This is a genomic window from Candidatus Bathyarchaeia archaeon (assembly GCA_038873195.1).
Taxonomy (GTDB): Archaea; Thermoproteota; Bathyarchaeia; order Bathyarchaeales; family Bathycorpusculaceae; genus DSLH01.
In genome coordinates this window covers 318,556-335,367 of record JAVZEV010000001.1, presented here as the reverse complement: position 1 = coordinate 335,367, position 16,812 = coordinate 318,556, and the positions used below count along the sequence as shown (strand labels likewise).

20 protein-coding genes and 1 pseudogene are annotated in these 16,812 nt (G+C 41.4%); 14 read left to right on the top strand and 7 right to left on the bottom strand.

Features of this window, described 5'->3' with window-relative positions; translation table 11 throughout:
• Nucleotides 1-5 precede the first annotated feature (5 nt).
• Together QXW63_01835 and QXW63_01830 are read right to left on the bottom strand one after the other, a co-directional pair.
• Nucleotides 6-197 carry a hypothetical protein gene (locus tag QXW63_01835; GenBank protein MEM3460640.1) on the bottom strand — a complete coding sequence of 64 codons (192 nt, stop codon included), beginning with the start codon at nt 195-197 and terminating at the stop codon, nt 6-8.
• Nucleotides 187-1,323 carry a hypothetical protein gene (locus tag QXW63_01830; protein MEM3460639.1) on the bottom strand — a complete coding sequence of 379 codons (1,137 nt, stop codon included), beginning with the start codon at nt 1,321-1,323 and terminating at the stop codon, nt 187-189. Before QXW63_01830 ends, QXW63_01835 begins: the two co-directional genes overlap by 11 nt.
• A gap of 138 nt (nt 1,324-1,461) precedes the next feature.
• On the opposite strand from QXW63_01830, the gene QXW63_01825 reads away from it, so the two are divergent.
• The 5 genes from QXW63_01825 to QXW63_01805 all read left to right on the top strand — a co-directional run bounded on the left by QXW63_01825 (nt 1,462) and on the right by QXW63_01805 (nt 6,922).
• Complete coding sequence (locus QXW63_01825; protein MEM3460638.1) at nt 1,462-1,644, top strand: ribbon-helix-helix protein, CopG family; 183 nt, start codon at nt 1,462-1,464, stop codon at nt 1,642-1,644.
• 167 nt (nt 1,645-1,811) lie between these two features.
• Complete coding sequence (locus QXW63_01820) at nt 1,812-2,147, top strand: hypothetical protein (GenBank protein MEM3460637.1); 336 nt, start codon at nt 1,812-1,814, stop codon at nt 2,145-2,147.
• Nucleotides 2,148-2,289: 142 nt separating this feature from the next.
• On the top strand, nt 2,290-2,595 hold the full coding sequence (locus QXW63_01815; GenBank protein ID MEM3460636.1) for a hypothetical protein: 306 nt from the start codon (nt 2,290-2,292) through the stop codon (nt 2,593-2,595).
• Nucleotides 2,589-6,506, top strand: coding sequence for a PAS domain S-box protein (locus tag QXW63_01810; GenBank protein MEM3460635.1), 3,918 nt, complete (start codon nt 2,589-2,591; stop codon nt 6,504-6,506). Before QXW63_01815 ends, QXW63_01810 begins: the two co-directional genes overlap by 7 nt.
• A complete protein-coding gene (locus tag QXW63_01805) occupies nt 6,458-6,922 on the top strand; it encodes a response regulator (protein MEM3460634.1) in 465 nt (154 codons plus the stop codon). The genes QXW63_01810 and QXW63_01805 overlap by 49 nt, the downstream gene beginning before the upstream one ends.
• A gap of 65 nt (nt 6,923-6,987) precedes the next feature.
• Here the strand turns inward: QXW63_01805 and QXW63_01800 are convergent, their stop codons facing one another.
• The 3 genes from QXW63_01800 to QXW63_01790 form a co-directional block, all read right to left on the bottom strand.
• On the bottom strand, nt 6,988-7,887 hold the full coding sequence (locus QXW63_01800) for a GNAT family N-acetyltransferase (GenBank protein ID MEM3460633.1): 900 nt from the start codon (nt 7,885-7,887) through the stop codon (nt 6,988-6,990).
• A 261-nt stretch (nt 7,888-8,148) separates the two neighbouring features.
• The gene (locus QXW63_01795; protein MEM3460632.1) at nt 8,149-8,466 is read right to left on the bottom strand and encodes a GNAT family N-acetyltransferase; all 318 of its coding nucleotides are present in this window, start codon (nt 8,464-8,466) and stop codon (nt 8,149-8,151) included.
• A gap of 145 nt (nt 8,467-8,611) precedes the next feature.
• Nucleotides 8,612-8,902, bottom strand: coding sequence for a hypothetical protein (locus tag QXW63_01790; GenBank protein ID MEM3460631.1), 291 nt, complete (start codon nt 8,900-8,902; stop codon nt 8,612-8,614).
• A 157-nt stretch (nt 8,903-9,059) separates the two neighbouring features.
• On the opposite strand from QXW63_01790, the gene QXW63_01785 reads away from it, so the two are divergent.
• The 7 genes and pseudogenes from QXW63_01785 to QXW63_01755 all read left to right on the top strand — a co-directional run bounded on the left by QXW63_01785 (nt 9,060) and on the right by QXW63_01755 (nt 14,457).
• Nucleotides 9,060-9,554, top strand: a complete 495-nt coding sequence (locus tag QXW63_01785; protein MEM3460630.1) for a GNAT family N-acetyltransferase — start codon at nt 9,060-9,062, stop codon at nt 9,552-9,554.
• Between the two features lie 247 nt (nt 9,555-9,801).
• Nucleotides 9,802-10,248, top strand: a complete 447-nt coding sequence (gene nrdR / locus QXW63_01780) for a transcriptional regulator NrdR (GenBank protein ID MEM3460629.1) — start codon at nt 9,802-9,804, stop codon at nt 10,246-10,248.
• Nucleotides 10,245-12,371, top strand: coding sequence for a ribonucleoside triphosphate reductase (locus QXW63_01775; protein MEM3460628.1), 2,127 nt, complete (start codon nt 10,245-10,247; stop codon nt 12,369-12,371). The genes nrdR and QXW63_01775 overlap by 4 nt, the downstream gene beginning before the upstream one ends.
• Nucleotides 12,372-12,381: 10 nt before the next feature.
• Complete coding sequence (locus QXW63_01770) at nt 12,382-13,059, top strand: anaerobic ribonucleoside-triphosphate reductase activating protein (protein ID MEM3460627.1); 678 nt, start codon at nt 12,382-12,384, stop codon at nt 13,057-13,059.
• Nucleotides 13,060-13,117: 58 nt separating this feature from the next.
• On the top strand, nt 13,118-13,831 hold the full coding sequence (locus QXW63_01765) for an HAD family hydrolase (protein ID MEM3460626.1): 714 nt from the start codon (nt 13,118-13,120) through the stop codon (nt 13,829-13,831).
• Nucleotides 13,832-13,905: 74 nt separating this feature from the next.
• Nucleotides 13,906-14,199 (top strand): annotated as a pseudogene (locus QXW63_01760) (restriction endonuclease).
• 9 nt (nt 14,200-14,208) lie between these two features.
• A complete protein-coding gene (locus tag QXW63_01755; GenBank protein MEM3460625.1) occupies nt 14,209-14,457 on the top strand; it encodes a DNA-directed RNA polymerase subunit H in 249 nt (82 codons plus the stop codon).
• Between the two features lie 11 nt (nt 14,458-14,468).
• Here the strand turns inward: QXW63_01755 and QXW63_01750 are convergent, their stop codons facing one another.
• On the bottom strand, nt 14,469-14,816 hold the full coding sequence (locus QXW63_01750) for a LysR family transcriptional regulator (protein ID MEM3460624.1): 348 nt from the start codon (nt 14,814-14,816) through the stop codon (nt 14,469-14,471).
• An 86-nt stretch (nt 14,817-14,902) separates the two neighbouring features.
• Between QXW63_01750 and QXW63_01745 the strand changes: the two genes are divergently transcribed.
• Nucleotides 14,903-15,706 carry a sulfite exporter TauE/SafE family protein gene (locus tag QXW63_01745; protein MEM3460623.1) on the top strand — a complete coding sequence of 268 codons (804 nt, stop codon included), beginning with the start codon at nt 14,903-14,905 and terminating at the stop codon, nt 15,704-15,706.
• On the opposite strand, the gene QXW63_01740 is transcribed toward QXW63_01745, so the two are convergent.
• Nucleotides 15,693-15,962, bottom strand: coding sequence for a hypothetical protein (locus QXW63_01740; protein ID MEM3460622.1), 270 nt, complete (start codon nt 15,960-15,962; stop codon nt 15,693-15,695). The two genes, QXW63_01745 and QXW63_01740, sit on opposite strands and share 14 nt — an antisense overlap.
• 146 nt (nt 15,963-16,108) lie before the next feature.
• Here QXW63_01740 and QXW63_01735 point away from each other — a divergent pair, with 146 nt between their 5' ends.
• The gene (locus QXW63_01735; GenBank protein ID MEM3460621.1) at nt 16,109-16,795 is read left to right on the top strand and encodes an HAD family hydrolase; all 687 of its coding nucleotides are present in this window, start codon (nt 16,109-16,111) and stop codon (nt 16,793-16,795) included.
• Nucleotides 16,796-16,812: the final 17 nt, after the last annotated feature.

Here is a 16,812-nt window from a genome sequence, read left to right as displayed (position 1 = left end):
AATTTTCACTCCACATTTTCAATTTTGGTTTCAGCAAGCTCAGCCTTGCTTACTTCCCAAGTCACGTTCAGTGACTGTAAAGATTCCAGTTTGCGAAGTCTCTCTTCAATGTTAATTAACCATTGAGTCAGCAAATCATTTGAGAGAACTGCTTTTTTGGCTAATTCATAGACGCGTTTCTCTTGATTATCCATCACTGTTTAGCCTCCTTTGAAGTTTGAAGATGACGCTGCGAAGTTCTTGGCACATTCTCTGCGGACCTAAACCCCAACTTCTCTCAACCATGGAACTTGGCAAAACATTTTGAACCATTTTTATTACATCTTCAATGGGAATAGCCGCTTTCTGGTTTTTCAGTAAACTTTCCGCAAAATTTCGTGGAGCGCTTGTTTGGGTCATGTATTGCGGATGCAAAAGAAACCAGTCGCGAATTCTGGTTTCGTCCCACATCTTCGCTTTAGAGAAAAAGATGCTTTGAACTCTTTGTGTTTCAGGCTCTGCACGCAACTTGCCAATGATAGCCAAAATGCCGTTTTCCTTGTCAAGCCAAACGGTGCTAAAATGTTCGGGCAAAAATGCTGAGATGTCTTGATAAAAGCCAAGAACATATTCGCCAGCAATTATCGGCTCGAATGTTTGTTCCTTAACTTGCAGTTTTTCCATGATTTGAATATTTGTTTCTGGAATTCCAGGCACAGCCACAAGGCTTAATTCTGCATTGTGCAAGCCATGCGGGATTTTGCCATCCAAAATGTCTATTGTTTCATAATCTGCACCAACACTCACGTGTCTAATTAAGCCCTTGCGAATTTTCTCTGCAGTTTCCTCGTCATAAATTTCAGCTTCGTACCAGAGGTTTCGCCCGTCCCATTCCGTTTTGACTATTTTTCCGACTGCATTAGGTACGGTAATATGTTCAACATAGACCGGCGCCGAAACAAGTTTCTCAGCGAAATCTTGAAGCTCTTCGGGCTTGTAGATATTAAAGTTTCGGCTGATGCCCGCAGTCATGGCCACTCCGCGAATCCGCAAAGGCTTTTCAACCATTTTTTCTAAAACTTTGAATGGCAAAATAGCGGAAACATGCTCCTTAACTGGCTGATGCTTTTCGAACCATTTTTTGGCTTTCTCAAGCGTCCATCCCTTAGAAACTTCAAATAGGTAGCTTTGAACTTCCATTGGATGCTTTCCTTTAGGCTTGCCAACAATGGCTCTGATTCCTTCTTCTGCGCTTAACACGATAGTGCGCAGAGTGTCCTGCTGGAATTCTTCTGGGCTGCGATGCCCGCTGCGTATGTAATCGGTACTTGTTTCCCAAGGCAATTTCACATCAACCTCGCACAACTAACACCAAACTAATATACGAAGAAAATGAAAAGGCGAATTGCACAACACAGTAACCCTCGCGTAGACCAATCTACAGTCATAGCGAGTGGACTTAAGCCTAAAAAGTGATTCCCAATGCCTAGAAAATGCATCGTTAAAGTGGTTCTCAGCAAAGAACAGAGAGGAATCCTTGAAGAACTGGCAAAGAGACTTGGAATAAGCGAAAGTGAAACATTACGAATGGCTTTAATGGATTATGCCAAAGAACTAAGTTTGCTTGGAGAAAAAGTTCGCAAAGCGAGTAATTCCACAATTTGATGGAAATTTTTAGACGCAAACGAGAAAACGGAAAAATTTTAATCCGATTCAAACTCCGAGTCAAAGAACAGCGTAGTTTAGGATTAAATTTAAAAATCCACAACGAATTTATTTATAAGCATCGCAAAATAGATTACCCGGCTATATCCCTAAAAGGAGCCCAAAAGTTGAAGGAAACAACTTTCGAAAAAGTTATGCTCGAGGCTGTAGATGAGGCCTTAGCATCCCTTGGTGAATCAGTTAGACAAGCAATCTATTTCCACCTTGAAAAAAAATTTAAAATAGCAAAAAGCGAAATTCCCAACCGCGTTGACGATTTCGCAAAAGGCTTAGAGAAAATTTTCGGCTTAGGGGCTCGTTTCATAGAAATTCTGATAATGAAAAACCTTTACGGAAAAATAGGCGAACCGCTTAAATGGGAAGAAAACAAAGAATTCTCCTTTATTGGTTATGTTGAGGCAGCCAAGCAAAGTTTTTCAGAAAAGGAGAAAATTAAAGCCTAAACAAGCTCGTTTCTCTCTGACTTTTTGAATTCAGATTCAGAGTTCACAAATGATTTATCAATGCTTCATGGATTTCTCTTTAAAACTTACGTTAATCTATCGAGGTAATAATTTGCCACAAAATAACTTTAGCAAGATTCTATTGTCAGCAGTGGAAGAAAGCTTATCCTCCTTAGGAGATTCACCTAAACAAGCCATACTTTTCCATCTGGAAGCCTCTTTCAAAATAGAAAAAGAAAATATACCTGCCAATCTGACAGAATTTACAAAAGCTCTTGAGAAAATTTTTGGACCTGGTGCGTCATATCTTGAAAAGCTCATTTTGTCGCGTCTGTATGAGAAACTTGGTTTAGAGTTCAAGAATTCTGAGAGCGCGGATTTTCTGGAATCTGTGGAGAACGTGAAGAAATGGTTAACAGTTAAGGAGGAGTACGCGGTACGATGCTGAAAAGTTGTAGTTGCAGCAAGGTTAAGGATAGGCTTCGGCACGTTTATGAAATGTTACACGTTCTCACAGACGGCATAGATGAAATAGTATACGTGGTAGACCCTGAAAACTACGAGATATTATTTGCAAACAAAAAAACAAGAAAAGTATTTGGCGCAAAAATCGTCGGAGAAAAATGCTATAAAATTTTTCACGGAAGAAGAAAACCATGTCCATTCTGTACTAACAAAGAACTTGTTAGAAAAGGAACTGAAAGAACTTGCATAAGAGAGTTGCAAAACAAAAAGAACAAGAAATGGTACAAGTGCATTGACAAAGCGATTGAATGGCCAGGAAAAAAGTATGTTCGGTTCGGAATAGCCATAGATATAACGGCACACCAAAAACTGAAGGAGACACTTCAAATCAGCGAAAAACGTTACCGTCACGTCATTGAAAACGCACCAATAGTCATCTATACACTTTCTCCGAAAGGTACGATAACGTCCCTGAATCCGATTTTTGAAAAGATAACAGGTTGGCCGATAAAAGAATGGTTGGGCAAAAATTTCGCGTCAATTTTACATCCAGAGGACTTGCCTCGCGCTAAAGAAGCATTCGAAAAAATTTCGCGTGGAGCACGATTGCCGCCCGTTGAACTGCGTGTCCTCTCAAAATCCGGGAAATATTTAATAGGAGAGTTCATGGGCATACCTTGGCGTGAGAATGGAAAACTTATTGGACAATTTGGCATCGCCCGTGATATTACGGAACATAAACGGATGGAGGAAGCGCTGAGAGAGAGTGAAAGGCGCTACCGAAAACTAATCGAAACTGCACCAGTCGTTATCTATACACTTTCACTTGATGGTACAATTACTTCACTAAATCCAAAATTTGAAGAAGTCACTGGCTGGTCTTGTCATGAGTGGCTTGGCAAATCATTCGTGCCTCTTATTCATCCTGATGATTTGCCTCTTGCTATGGAAACTTTTCAAAAAGCACTTCAAGGTGAGGCTGCCTCATCTTATGAATTGCGTATTCGTTCAAAGTCAGGCGAATATCTAGTTGGAGAGTTCACTAGTGTTCCTTTAATTGAGAATGGAAAAATTATTGGAGAATTTGGAGTTGTCCAAGACATAACCAAAAGAAAACTTGTTGAAAATGCACTGCGCGAAGGTGAAGAACTTTTCCGTTCAGTAGTAGAAAACTCTCATGATACCATCGTAATCATAGATGATGATTTCAGAATAGTTTACGTTAACGACCAAGCTGTAAACTTGAGCGGATATCCCAAGAAGGAAATTATTGGACAAGATTTCAGAAAATATCTCCCAGAAAAAGACAAGGTTCTAGTCGAATCTAGATATATACGCCGCCAAAAAGGCGAAAGCATACAATCGCCATATGAATTCCGAATTGTTCGGAAGAATGGAGAAGAAAGAGACGTTGAAGCCAAAGTCACAATCATAAAAGATTCGCAGGGTAAAGTACGTTCAATCGTTCACTTGCGCGATATCACTGAACGTAAGAAAATGGAAAATGAAAGAAAACGTTTTGAAGAACGCCTCTCTGCATTGAACGTTTATGGCCAAAACTTGAACATGGCAAAGAATTTGAAAGAGCTTTACGAATTAACATTAGATGCTACTGAAAAAACTCTTGGTTTTGAATACGCTTCGCTTCTCATGATAGAAGGAAAAATGCTCTGCATGGTAGGCTACAGAGGCTATTCCAAAAATTTCTCAATTAAACTGCCATTAGACGGAGAAAGAGGCATAACTACAAGAGTTGCGAGAACCGGCAAACCCATTTTCGTTCCAGATGTCAGAAAAGATAAAGCCTACGTTGAAGGCGGAGAAGGCATCCGCTCTGAACTCGCTGTGCCAATTAAAATAGGAAAAAAGGTATTAGGCGTCTTGAATGTAGAAAGCAAAAAAACAGCTGCTTTTAGCGAACAAGACAAAAAACTTCTCGAAATATTGGCTTCTCACGCTGCAATTGCCCTAAGCAACCTCAAAAGGCAAGAAAAACTATCCGCGCTAAACGCTTATGCCAGAAGTCTAAACAGAGCAGAGAATCTGGACGAAATTTGCACTATCACTTTGAATGCCATGGAGAAGGTTTTAGGGTTCAATTTTGTCGACGTTTTCGTGGTTGAAGGAAAGAAATTGCGACTAGCTGCGACCCGCGGGCTAATGAATGGGCCAGTATTCAATCTACCTTTGGATGGACAAAAGGGCATAACCGTCAGAGCAGCAAGGACGGGAAAAACCGTTCTTGTTCCTGACGTTAGAAAAGATAAAGCCTACGTTGAAGCTGGAACGGAAGGCATGCTTTCAGAGCTTGCCGTACCCATAAAACTAAGAAACAAGGTTTTAGGCGTGTTGAATGTTGAAAGCGACAGAATTGCGGCTTTCGATGAAGAAGACAAAGAATTACTTGACCTACTCGCCTCTCACATTGCCATCGCAATAAGCAACCTTCGAAGGCGAGAACGACTGAAGGAGATTTCTAAAAAACTGGAGAATCTCATGAAAAACAGCACGGAAATCATGCACATTAAAGACATGCATACAAGACTTAAGGTAATCGCGAAAGCTATTCAAAACTTTGGATGGCGAAGAGTCGTAATTTCGCTGACAGACGAAAACCTCGACAGAAAAGAAATCGTTACAGCTGGGCTCACAGCAGAAGATAGACGGCTCTTGATGAAAAGAAGAGCGCCAGGACGTGTATGGCAAGAACGTCTAGGACCAAAGTTTGAAAAGTATAGGATAGGAGAGTTCTACTACTTACCATGGAACGATCCTTGGATCAGAGAACATGCTTTCAATGTCCCGCCTGGAACGCCCCAAGATGTGGCTGTAACCATTATGAGTGCAGTTCCAAGCAGATTATCCGAAGAGGAAATGGTTGACTGGCATCCGCAAGATATGGTTTATGCTCCACTTCGTACGCCTACGGGAAGGATAGTCGGCTTGTTAACTATGGACGACCCAGTAGACGGTCGAAAACCAACAAAAGAATCGCTGGTTCCTTTGGAACTTTTCCTGCATCAAGCAGCAATAACAATTGAAAACGCTCAGCTAATTGAAAGCTTGAGAAAAGCAAGAGAACAGCTTGAGACGTATGCTGGGCAGCTTGAACAGAAAGTAGAAGAGCGAACTCGCGAATTGAAGAAATCTCAGGAACAATTGCTTAAAGCGCAAAGGTTTGCGGTTATCGGTGAACTTGCTGGAATGGTTGGGCATGATTTACGCAATCCGTTGACAAGCATTGCAGGCGCCCAGTATTATCTTAAAAAGCGATTGAGTTCAGAGAACGAGAAAATAAAGGAGATGCTGGAACTAATAGAGAAGAACATAGCTTACTCGAACAAGATAATAAACGACCTTCTGGACTACTCAAGAGAAATAGAACTTGAGGCAATAGAAAGCGACCCTCGAACGTTAGTGCAAGAAGTCCTGTCAATTGTGGGCGTCCCAACTAACGTTAAAGTGAAGAACTTTGCTGAACACAAGCCAAAAATGGAGGTTGACACTGAAAAAGTGAAGAGAGTTTTCATGAACTTGATTAAAAATGCCATAGAAGCAATGCCTAAAGGCGGAGTATTAACAATAAAGAGTAGAAAAGTAAAGGACAAAGTGGAAATCACCTTTTCAGACACAGGAGTCGGCATGTCAAAAGAAACATTGCGAAAACTTTGGACGCCGCTTTTCACAACGAAGTCCAAGGGAATGGGTTTCGGTTTGCCAATCTGCAAGCGTTTTGTGGAGGCCCATGGCGGCTGTATAACTGTGGAAAGTGCTCGTGGAAAGGGAACAACCTTCACTGTTACCCTTCCGATTAAGCCGAAAATGAAAGAAGGAGGTGAAAAATTATGGGTGAAACCGCTCGAATCCTCATTGTCGACGATGACGAAAACATAAGAAAAGTGTTAGTGACAATACTTGAAGAAGAAGGATACACCGTTGAATCAGTGGACACAGCTAAAAAGGCAATAGAAGCCACTAAGAAAAAGTTCTACAATGTCGCGCTAATAGACATTAGGCTTCCAGACATGGAAGGCATAGAACTTCTAACGCGAATGCGAGAAACAACACCAAGAATCCGCAAGGTAATCATCACTGGCTATCCGACTTTACAGAATGCAGTTGAAGCCGTGAACAGAGGCGCAGACGCCTACATAATGAAGCCCTTCGACATGGACAAAGTCTTAGCGACAATAAAAGAACAGTTAAAGAAGCAAGAAGAAGAAAAGCGATACAGTCAAGAAAAAGTTGCAGAGTTCATCGAGACAAGAGTCAGAGAATTAGACATCGAAAAAGAAATGATGCGCAAGTAGATTTTCAAAAGTTTTTTCCATAAAATTTTCCCAATTATCTTCTCAAATTTTAAGTTTTTAATGTTTTAGCCGTTGCGTTTAGACAGGGTTTTCTTCATGAATTTCCAATGGTGCCCTATTTGAAAACCGAGTTTTTGTAAAAGCGTCACAGAAGGCAAGTTTTGCTCTGCAGTGTATAACGCAACAGAGTCAAATCCTTTCTCAAAAAGAAAATTCATCGCTTTACGTGTTAGTGCTGAAGCTAAGTTTTTGCCGCGATGCTCAGGAAGCGTAGCTGCGGGTCCGAGGTAGCCGCGTTTTGCTCCAAAGAAATTGTTGTATTCTGTGTCTGGTTTGGCAACCACGACAGAAACTATTTGGTTATTATATTCTGCGATTTGAATCCATTCTTCATTGAAGACCTTATGCTCTTTTTTCCACCGTTCAATTGTTCCTTGCTGCATTCTTTCCCAGCCGAATCCAGCGTTAACGGCTTCGACAAATGCTTTTTCCTCTTCGGGCTTTAAAGTGCGCAAAATGATGCCTTCTGGAATTTCTGGAAGAGGCTTTTTGCCGTCAAGCTTTGCTATCATATGATATAGCCCGCCTTCTGGCATGTAGCCTCTCTCAATCCAGTCGTTAATTTTTGGGCTTCCAGCGTCAACGACGGAAAAGACTGTTTCTCCTTTAACGTGCTTTTCAATTTCACGAACCAACGTGTCTTCTACAAGCTTTTTGTTAGGTCTTTGGGAAACGACGAGCCACTGGATTTCTTCGCCCCAATGTCCACTTCTGTATGAAACGGAACCTATGACTTCGCCATTTTCCTCTACCATTAGAATAGTGAATTTTCCTTCCCGAATCCATGAAAGAAGGTTGTCTTCAGTGTAAGGCGTAAACTCATATGTGCCCTTGTATGCGTCGTTAAGCAGTTTGACAAGGACTGGCAAGTCTTTTTCTGTGAAGTTTCGAATTTTAAATGTCATAGTTTAGCCTTTAAAGCACAAGTTTGAAAGAGTATAATAAATGTTTAGTATGTTGCGTGAATATACAATGGCAATTTTGGGAATAACACGTCAATCAAATGTTTATGAGTTTGTCTTATGATAAAATCTGGATAAATCATCTCAGGTTCCTGCCGGCTTCTATATCCCAGCAGCAACTGCACGAAGACAAGCGGATTCAAACCGAGGTTCTGTCTGCACAGTTTTCTATTCTATAAATTTTCGTGAATAATCCATTTTCTACTATAATCTTGATAGTGTAACGCCTAATTTTGTTTCTTCGAGAAGTGGCAATGCGTATTCGTATCCGAATTGACGGTAAAAGTAGGGGATTCCTTCGATGGCGCAGAGGTCGTATCCTTGCTCTGCCGCTTGCTTGTGGAATTCCTCTACAAGCCTTCTCTGAAGTCCTCGATGACGATATTCGGCGAGCGTGGCAACTTGTCCCATCTCCGCCACTTGAAGAGGTATTCCGCCGATGCTCCATTCGACTGAAATCAAGTTGAGGGTTGCGACGATTTTGTCATGATGTTTGATGACTAAGAAGTTTTTGAGCGTCATTGTTGGGTGAGGATTGATTAGTTTTTAGGTGAAAGTGTCCACGCCGCTGGTTTGTCCGAAAACGATGCGCATCTGCTCGAGATATTGTAGTATATCTTCTTTTTGTAAATAGCCTAAGGTGAATGTGCTATTTTCGCTTTTGATGTTAGACATAAAGTTGTTTGATGCTATTAGGTAATTTATTGATTACTGCTTTTGCTATGGACTTGAGCGTTGTTAATGGCGTTTTAGTTACTAAAATTGACGTTTTGAATAGGTGGGTCATCCATAGGGCGTTGCACACGTTCTTTAATATTGCATTGCCTACTTTCATGCTGAAAACTTCTAATATGGCTAGCTCATCTGTGGTTTTCTTCTTTTTCATCTGTTTTATTTTTATGTTTAAGGTGTTTTCTTGTGTTTTTAGTATGGTTATGATGTTTGTTGTGTGCATCATTTTGCTCGCCACTAGACATCGTGTATAGCAAGTTATAAGATACTTATTTCCATAACCAAATATATCCCAAATCGACACATAAACCAACATTCTATAAAAAGACTCAATTGATAAACTTTAACTCAAAGAGATTACAACCTTCAAAAGAGGTAATCACTTGAAAAACATTCACCAATTTCTTAAAGTTGAGCATGTCAGAAAAACGGGGCATTTATACTTCAACCTGCTCAACTTCCAGTTTTTCAAAAATGGCGAACGAGGACAAGCCCTATTTTTCGGAAGCCCCAAATTGTTGTCGCATGTAGCGGCGATACCATATATCCTAGCATTAGAAATCGTGTTCTTCAGGAAAAGGCGTCATTTTGTTAAGTGTGGCGAGCGTGTTATTGGGATGTTTGTTTTACGAGAAAAGCCAGATGCTTTGTACATTAGCAGTTTGGCTGTTGCTCCAGAATATAGAAGATTCGGCATAGCCACATACATACTTCAGTACGCTAAAACACAGGCTAGACGGTTGAATAAGAAATGGCTTGAGCTTGGAGTATCAAAATTGAATGCGCCTGCACTGCGGCTTTACAGAAAATTCGGATTCGCAAACAAGGAAGAAAGGAAATGGTCTTTTGTCTTAAGAAAGAATGTTAACAACCATTAATAGCTTCTTAATTTTTGGATTTTTATGGAAAATTTTAAGCATGCCATGTATCGTCTGAAATTGAGTTTCTTTCGTCCAAAAAAGTCTGTTTTGCCATCATTTGTTTTCTGTGATAATGTTTAACATGAACATGTTCTGTTAACATGCTTTGTCAAGTATTTCCATATTGTTGTAGAAACATCTTATATAATTAAACTCTACATTTAGCGTCTACTTTAGCTAACAAAACACTAAAATTGGGAAGCATATGAAGTGTCCATATTGCGGGTCTGAAAACCTCAAAACTCTTGAAACAAGAGATTCACCAGACAACACTGTTAGAAGACGCAAAGAATGCGTAGACTGCGGAAAACGCTTCACATCCTACGAGTATGTGGAAACCATAGAACTCATGGTCCGCAAAAAAGACGGCAGACTCGAACGCTTCGACATCAACAAAATTATCCGCGGACTTCAGAAAGCATGCGAAAAAAGACCCGTAACTATGGACCAAATTCACAAGTTAGCGGAACGTGTCCGACAAGACCTCATGCTCCACGGCAAAGAAGAGGTCACCTCGCAAGAAATCGGCGACCTCGTCATGAGATATTTGAAAGGCTTAGACCGTGTAGCATACATTCGTTTCGCGTCTGTTTATAGGCAATTTGAAGAGCCTGAAGACTTTAGAAAAGTGCTCCTTGAGGTGAAAAAGTGAAGTTTGTAAGAAAACGTGACGGAAGATTAGAACCCTTCGACCAAGAACGCATAACAAATGCCATTTGGAAAGCCGCAAAGGCTGTCGGCGGAAAAGACCGCGAAAAAGCCAAACAGTTAAGCGACAAAGTTGTTGCTGAACTGCGTAAACGTTTTGGAGACGAAGGCGTTCCAACAGTCGAAGAGATTCAAGACATAGTTGAGAAAACATTAATCGAAGATGGACATGCGCGAACGGCTAAAGCTTACATTCTCTATCGGAAACAGCACCAGGATCTTAGGGAATTAGCTGCGCTTTTGAGCTCTGCAGACCTTGTGGACCAATATTTGGACATTGAGGACTGGCGTGTCAAAGAAAACTCAAACATGAGCTATTCACTGCAAGGCTTAAACAATTACTTGTCATCCACAATCATAGCAAAATACTGGATAACACGAATCTACCCGCCGAACATTGCAGAAGCACATTTCAACGGAGACATTCACATCCACAACCTAGGCGTCTTGGGACCCTACTGCGTCGGCTGGGACATAAAAGACTTATTACTCTCGGGGTTCGGCGGTGTTCCGGGAAAAATTGAAAGCAAACCTGCAAAACACTTCAGAACTGCACTCGGGCAAATTGTCAACTTCTTCTACACTCTCCAAGGCGAAGCCGCAGGCGCTCAGGCCTTCAGCAACTTTGACACTTACCTAGTTCCCTTCATACGTTACGATGGGCTAAGCCAGAGAGATGTTGAACAAGCGCTTCAAGAATTCTTTTTCAACATGAACGTACCCACACGAGTTGGTTTCCAAACACCCTTCACAAACGTGACTTTAGATTTGAAAATTCCAGATTTCATGAAAGACGAGCAAGTAATCATGGGCGGAAACGTCGCAGATGAAACTTACGGCGACATGCAAAAAGAGATGGACATATTCAACAGTGCTTACGCAGAAATAATGGGTCAAGGAGACGCCAAAAACAGAGTTTTCACCTTTCCAATACCCACTTACAATGTGACAAAAGATTTTGACTGGGACTCGCCAATAACACAGAAAATTTTCGAAGTAACCGCCAAATATGGAGTGCCATACTTTTCCAACTTCATAAACACCGACATGAAACCCGAAGACGTACGCAGCATGTGCTGCCGCCTAAGAATAGACAATAGAGAACTCTATAAGCGAGGCGGAGGACTTTTCGGAGCAAACCCGTTGACAGGCTCTATAGGCGTAGTAACGTTGAACCTTCCAAGAATCGGTTATTTAGCAAAGGATGAAGACGAATTTTTTGAGCGACTAGACGCGCTCATGGAAATCGCCAAAACCAGCTTAGAAATAAAACGCAAAGGTTTGGAAAACTTCACAGAAAACGGTTTATACCCATACTCGAGACGTTACCTGCGTAATGTTAAAGAAACCTATGGAAAATACTGGAAGAACCACTTCTCAACGATAGGTTTGATTGGATTAAACGAAGCTGTTCTGAACCTTCTTGGATGCAACATAGTTTCGCCTGAGGGCTTAGGCTTCGCAGTTAAAGTGCTAAATTTCATGCGGGAACGACTGGTTGAGTACCAAGAGGAAACAGGAAACATTTACAACCTCGAGGCAACACCCGCTGAAGGAACAAGCTATAGGCTTGCACGCCTGGACAAAAAGCGATATCCAGATATAATTGTGGCTAACGAGAAATATCTGGCGAAAGGCGCCGAACCATTTTATACGAACTCTTCGCAGTTGCCAGTGGACTACGAAGGCGACTTGTTCGAAGCATTGGAACATCAAGAACAACTTCAGACGCTCTATACTGGCGGAACAGTCTTTCACATTTACTTAGGCGAAAGACTTTACTCATGGAAAGCTGCGGCTGAACTAATTCGTAAAGTAACTTGGAACTCGCGTCTACCTTACTTCACGTTGACGCCAACATTCAGCATATGCCCAACACACGGCTACATTAACGGCGAACACAAACAATGCCCCACATGCGGCGCAAACTGCGAAGTCTATTCGCGAGTAGTCGGCTACTTACGCCCAGTTGACCAATGGAACGACGGAAAACAAGCAGAATTCGCCATACGCAAGACTTTTGACAAATCAGCCGTCATGCCAGCAATTGCAACAGTGCCAGCGTGAGAGAAAAAGCATGAAATTCAGCGGCATACAAAAAACAAGCCTCATAGACTTTCCAAACAGAATATCCTCCGTATTATTCACGCCAGGCTGCAATTTACGTTGTCCTTTTTGTTACAACTGGCGAATAGTCGTAGACCCTAAACCTCCATTTTTGCAAGAAGAAGCTGCCCTTAAGATTTTGGAGAGCCGCAAGAAATTTGTGGATGCTGTTGTAGTGACTGGCGGCGAGCCAACAATGCATAAGGAAATGCCACGTTTCCTGAAGAAACTTAAAGCGAAGGGTTTCTCGGTTAAGCTTGACACTAACGGGTTTTATCCGAAAGTGCTGGAAGAATGCTTGCCGCATGTGGATTATGTGGCGTTGGATGTGAAAACTTCTCTAGAAAAGTATCCCCGTCTAGGCGCTAAGGATTTCTCGCCGTTGCTGCAAACTATTGAGATTCTGAAAACTGGAAAAGTAGAATATGAATTCAGAACAACTGTGGTTCCAAGCTTCGTTGATTCTGAAGACTTACACAAAATAGCTGAACTTGCGAAAGGTGCAAAAACCTTTGCTTTTCAACAGTTTATTCCAGAAGACACCTTGGACAAGAGCTTCCAAGCTGTTAAGCCTTACCCGCCAGAACACATCACCAAATTCGCTGATGCCATAAAGGGATATGTTGGAAACGTAATACTACGCATTTAAAGGCATAAAGAGAAATTTGAATTTTCTATTATGAAATGTTACAGAGAAGGCTTCAAGCGTGAAAGATACTGTGCTGTTTGACCTTGGCAACACTCTAGCTTACTATTTTGAGAGGCGCGAGTTTCCAGAGATTCTCAAACAAGCCATCACTGAAGTGCAGACGTATCTTCGCAAAAAGTGTCTTCTCCACGTTGCTTCTGATGTCATGTGGAGCAGAGTGGAAGAAGAAAATTATGAAGCTAGCGATTATCGCGTTAGACCTTTAGAAGAGCGTCTCATCCGAATTTTTCAGATAACTGAGTTAGTAGGGTCAAATGAAGTTGTTAAGGACATGTGTTGCTGTTTCATGAAGCCAATTTTTGCCAGAAGCCACCTTTACGAGGACACAGTACCAACTCTTAAGGAACTGAGGGCTGAAGGCTACAAGATTGCTATTGTTTCCAACACAACATGGGGAAGCCCAGCTTTTCTTTGGCGTGAAGAAATAGAACGGTTAGGCTTAAGCAAATATGCGGATGTCGCTGCTTTCTGCAGAGATGTGGGATGGCGAAAACCAGCAAAACAAATTTTTGAATACACGCTAGAAAAATTGCAAGCGTTACCGCAGGACTGCGTTTTCGTTGGCGACGACCCAAGATGGGACATGGTGGGACCGCGCAATGTTGGAATAACGCCGATAATTATAGACCGCAAAAGAATAGTACAGCATGTAGAGGAAGCATATTGCATCAGTAGTCTTTACGAACTGCCTAGTAAATTGAAGGGTCTCTAATTGCAAAGCGTAAAGTTTAAAGGTTTAAGGCTTCGTTTAGGTTTCGAATGTTCCGCTAACTAGAGGTTTATGATTTGAGCAAAGAAGAGGAAAGCATAGAGGAACGCAAAGCTAAAGTTCTAATCAAACTCCGCGGATACAAACTCATAAAAAAAGAGAAACATAAAGAAGCCACAAGCTTCATCGTTGACATTCCCAAAGAAAAAGAAAAAGCCATCATATGGTGTATTCCAGAAGAAGCCACCGTAGGCATAACAGACATTAACCGCTTGCAGAAAGCCATGAAAGACGCAAACATTGAAAGAGGCATAATAATCACTGGCGGAAGATACACTCACGCTGTAAAACAGAGCGCCAAAAAGAAGAAAATCGAGCTTCTGCCCAAAACCTTCCCAGTTTTCGACCTCTTTGAGCATAAGCTTGTTCCAAAACATGAAATCATAACAGAAGAGGAAAAGAAACAGCTACTCGCGCAGTATAAGGTTGAACCTTACCAGTTACCCCAGATTAAGGCTTCAGACCCTGCTGTCAAAGCGATAGGCGCTAAACCCGGCGATATACTGCGAATAATTAGGAAAAGCGCAACCGCAGGCGAGCACATAGCCTACCGCTACGTAGTAGAATAGGCTTGTTCGATTCATAATTTTAGTTGTTTTTCTTCTTCGATAACCTTCTCAAAGTGCTGCTCTGCACGCTTATACTCATTTAACAAAGTTTTGCCAAGTTTCGTTAGCCTTGCGCCTCCGCCTCCGGATTTGCCGCCTCTGTATGTTTGTATTATTGGTTCGCCGAGGATTTTTTCCATTTTTTGCAAGTAGCTCCACACGTAACGATAGGACATGCCAAGTTTTCTTGCGGCTTTTGAAATAGACTGTTCCTCTTCTATCTGCTCTAAAATTTCGGCTCCGCCTTTGCCTAGAACGGGTTTTCCTTTGTATTCTATCCATATTTTGCATGAAAGCTTGAGCGTTTTTTGGGTGGACATGCGTTTAGTGGTATTTGTTTCGTTATGCTTATAAGTTTACTTCGTTATGACTAACAGAGCATATCGAACCTTGAGGAGGCAACGGCATCCTTAACAATTCAAATGTATCCATAAAAAAGGTAACAGCGGCATTATTCTTTGGTTTTTTCATGGGGGCAGTAGCGGGCTTAATTGGTGTGGGTGGAGGAGAATTCCGCATTCCCATACTATTTTACATACTTGGGCTTCCCGTCGTAACGGCAATCGCAGTCAATCTTCTTATTGGACTGTTAACAGTGTTAGTTTCATTTTTGAGAAGAATCCAATTGAACCCCCTCAACGGACATGCAATCAACGTCGGCTTAGCCATGTCAATAGGCTCAATCGGAGGCGCCTATTTAGGAGCGTTATTAACTAACAAAATTCCTGAAAAACCATTAAAAAAGATATTAGCTGTTTTCTTGATCGTCATCGGATTAAAAATTGGACTTGAGCCCTTCATTCACATTCCCTTTTCGCCATTCACATTCACACTGGATATGTGGCAAGAAACAGCGTTGGCTATTCTAATAGGCATCATTATAGGAGTTATTTCTGGAACGTTAGGAGTTGCCGGCGGAGAATTTCGTATTCCAGCGTTAATCTACCTTTTCACTTTCGACATCGTTATCGCTGGAACAACGAGCCTTCTGGTTTCCATACCCACCGTTGCCATGGGCTTTGTTAAACATCATCAGATGGGCCACACAAACCGCGGAGCCACAATAATTGCAATATTAATGGGTGTGGGGTCGGTTTTTGGTGCGTTGATAGGCGCGTCTTATGCGAATGTCATAGAACAGGACATCCTCAAAGTGTTGTTGGGCATGATTCTCATCTTGGCAACTGTGCGAATGATTACAAAGCCTTAGAAGAATGTTCGTTAGCTCCTTCGATAGAAGCTCCTTTTATTATGTTTCTCTCGTTAATCAATTCATATAAAATGACCAGTGCTTCGCCTAAAGGGATTCTTAATCTTGCGGCTAACTCAGTCGGTGACGTGTCTGATTTTTCGTTTAGAACGACTTCTCTTGTGTAAGCTTTATGATGCGGATACATGACGAGTGCGTGAACTGTTTCAATGAGTATTGGCCACAATTTTTCTTTTGTATAATCCTCAATGCTCATACTCCATCAATAAAACTAATATTATGTGAAGCGGGTTATTCAGTTTACTCTTCTTACAGGTTTTGTTAAGGCTGAGAGTTGCATAACAAAGTTTATTTCCGTCCAAACCTTTTAGGATTAAACTCCCAAAAAGTGAAGGATACGCAATGATTAAGGCTGTGATCTTTGATCTTGACGGAACGCTTGCAAGCTTCAATGTAGATTATCGCGTCGTAAGAGCAGAAGTTAGAAGTTTCCTCGTAAATAAAGGCTTGCCAGCTTCAGTTTTATCCATAAACGAAAGCATTTTTGAAATGTTGAAAAAAGCTGAAATTTTCCTCAAAAACAACAATAAACCAGAAAAAGTGTTTACAGAAATTCGAAAGAAAGCTTTGGAGATAGCTGAAAAATACGAGTTGGAAGCGGCGAAAACTACGAGTTTGCTTTCAGGCGTTTTGGAAACTTTAAAGAGTCTGAAGAAAATGGGGTTGAAGTTGGGCGTGTGTACAATAAACAGTAAGAAATCAACCGACTACATTTTGAAAAGATTTAAAATAGCGGAGTTTTTTGATGCGATAACTCCACGCGACAACGTGAAATACGTTAAGCCAAACGTTGAGCATTTAGAAGCCACCTTAAAGGCGTTGGAGGCTAATCCTGAAGAAACTATGGTTGTTGGAGACGGCGTCAGCGACATGAAGTGTGCAAAAGAAGTGAAGGCAATTGCTGTGGGGTTGCCTACAGGCGTTTCTTCTCCTAAAGAACTAATCAGTTCTGGCGCAAACTATTTTGTTACGTCGATTACGGATTTGCCAACGCTTATAGAATACATCAACAAAACTCCAGAAACATAAGGAGTATATTAGAAAAA

What these genes read in the sequence shown, in the direction of transcription:
- QXW63_01750 (MEM3460624.1), bottom strand. Translation starts at nt 14,816, where the DNA reads ATGTCCACCCAAAAAACGCTCAAGCTTTCATGCAAAATATGGATAGAA.
- QXW63_01770 (MEM3460627.1), top strand. Translation starts at nt 12,382, where the DNA reads ATGAAATTCAGCGGCATACAAAAAACAAGCCTCATAGACTTTCCAAAC.
- QXW63_01800 (MEM3460633.1), bottom strand. Translation starts at nt 7,887, where the DNA reads ATGACATTTAAAATTCGAAACTTCACAGAAAAAGACTTGCCAGTCCTT.
- QXW63_01790 (MEM3460631.1), bottom strand. Translation starts at nt 8,902, where the DNA reads ATGATGCACACAACAAACATCATAACCATACTAAAAACACAAGAAAAC.
- QXW63_01825 (MEM3460638.1), top strand. Translation starts at nt 1,462, where the DNA reads ATGCCTAGAAAATGCATCGTTAAAGTGGTTCTCAGCAAAGAACAGAGA.
- QXW63_01795 (MEM3460632.1), bottom strand. Translation starts at nt 8,466, where the DNA reads ATGACGCTCAAAAACTTCTTAGTCATCAAACATCATGACAAAATCGTC.
- QXW63_01740 (MEM3460622.1), bottom strand. Translation starts at nt 15,962, where the DNA reads ATGAGCATTGAGGATTATACAAAAGAAAAATTGTGGCCAATACTCATT.
- QXW63_01735 (MEM3460621.1), top strand. Translation starts at nt 16,109, where the DNA reads ATGATTAAGGCTGTGATCTTTGATCTTGACGGAACGCTTGCAAGCTTC.
- QXW63_01805 (MEM3460634.1), top strand. Translation starts at nt 6,458, where the DNA reads ATGGGTGAAACCGCTCGAATCCTCATTGTCGACGATGACGAAAACATA.
- QXW63_01810 (MEM3460635.1), top strand. Translation starts at nt 2,589, where the DNA reads ATGCTGAAAAGTTGTAGTTGCAGCAAGGTTAAGGATAGGCTTCGGCAC.
- nrdR (MEM3460629.1), top strand. Translation starts at nt 9,802, where the DNA reads ATGAAGTGTCCATATTGCGGGTCTGAAAACCTCAAAACTCTTGAAACA.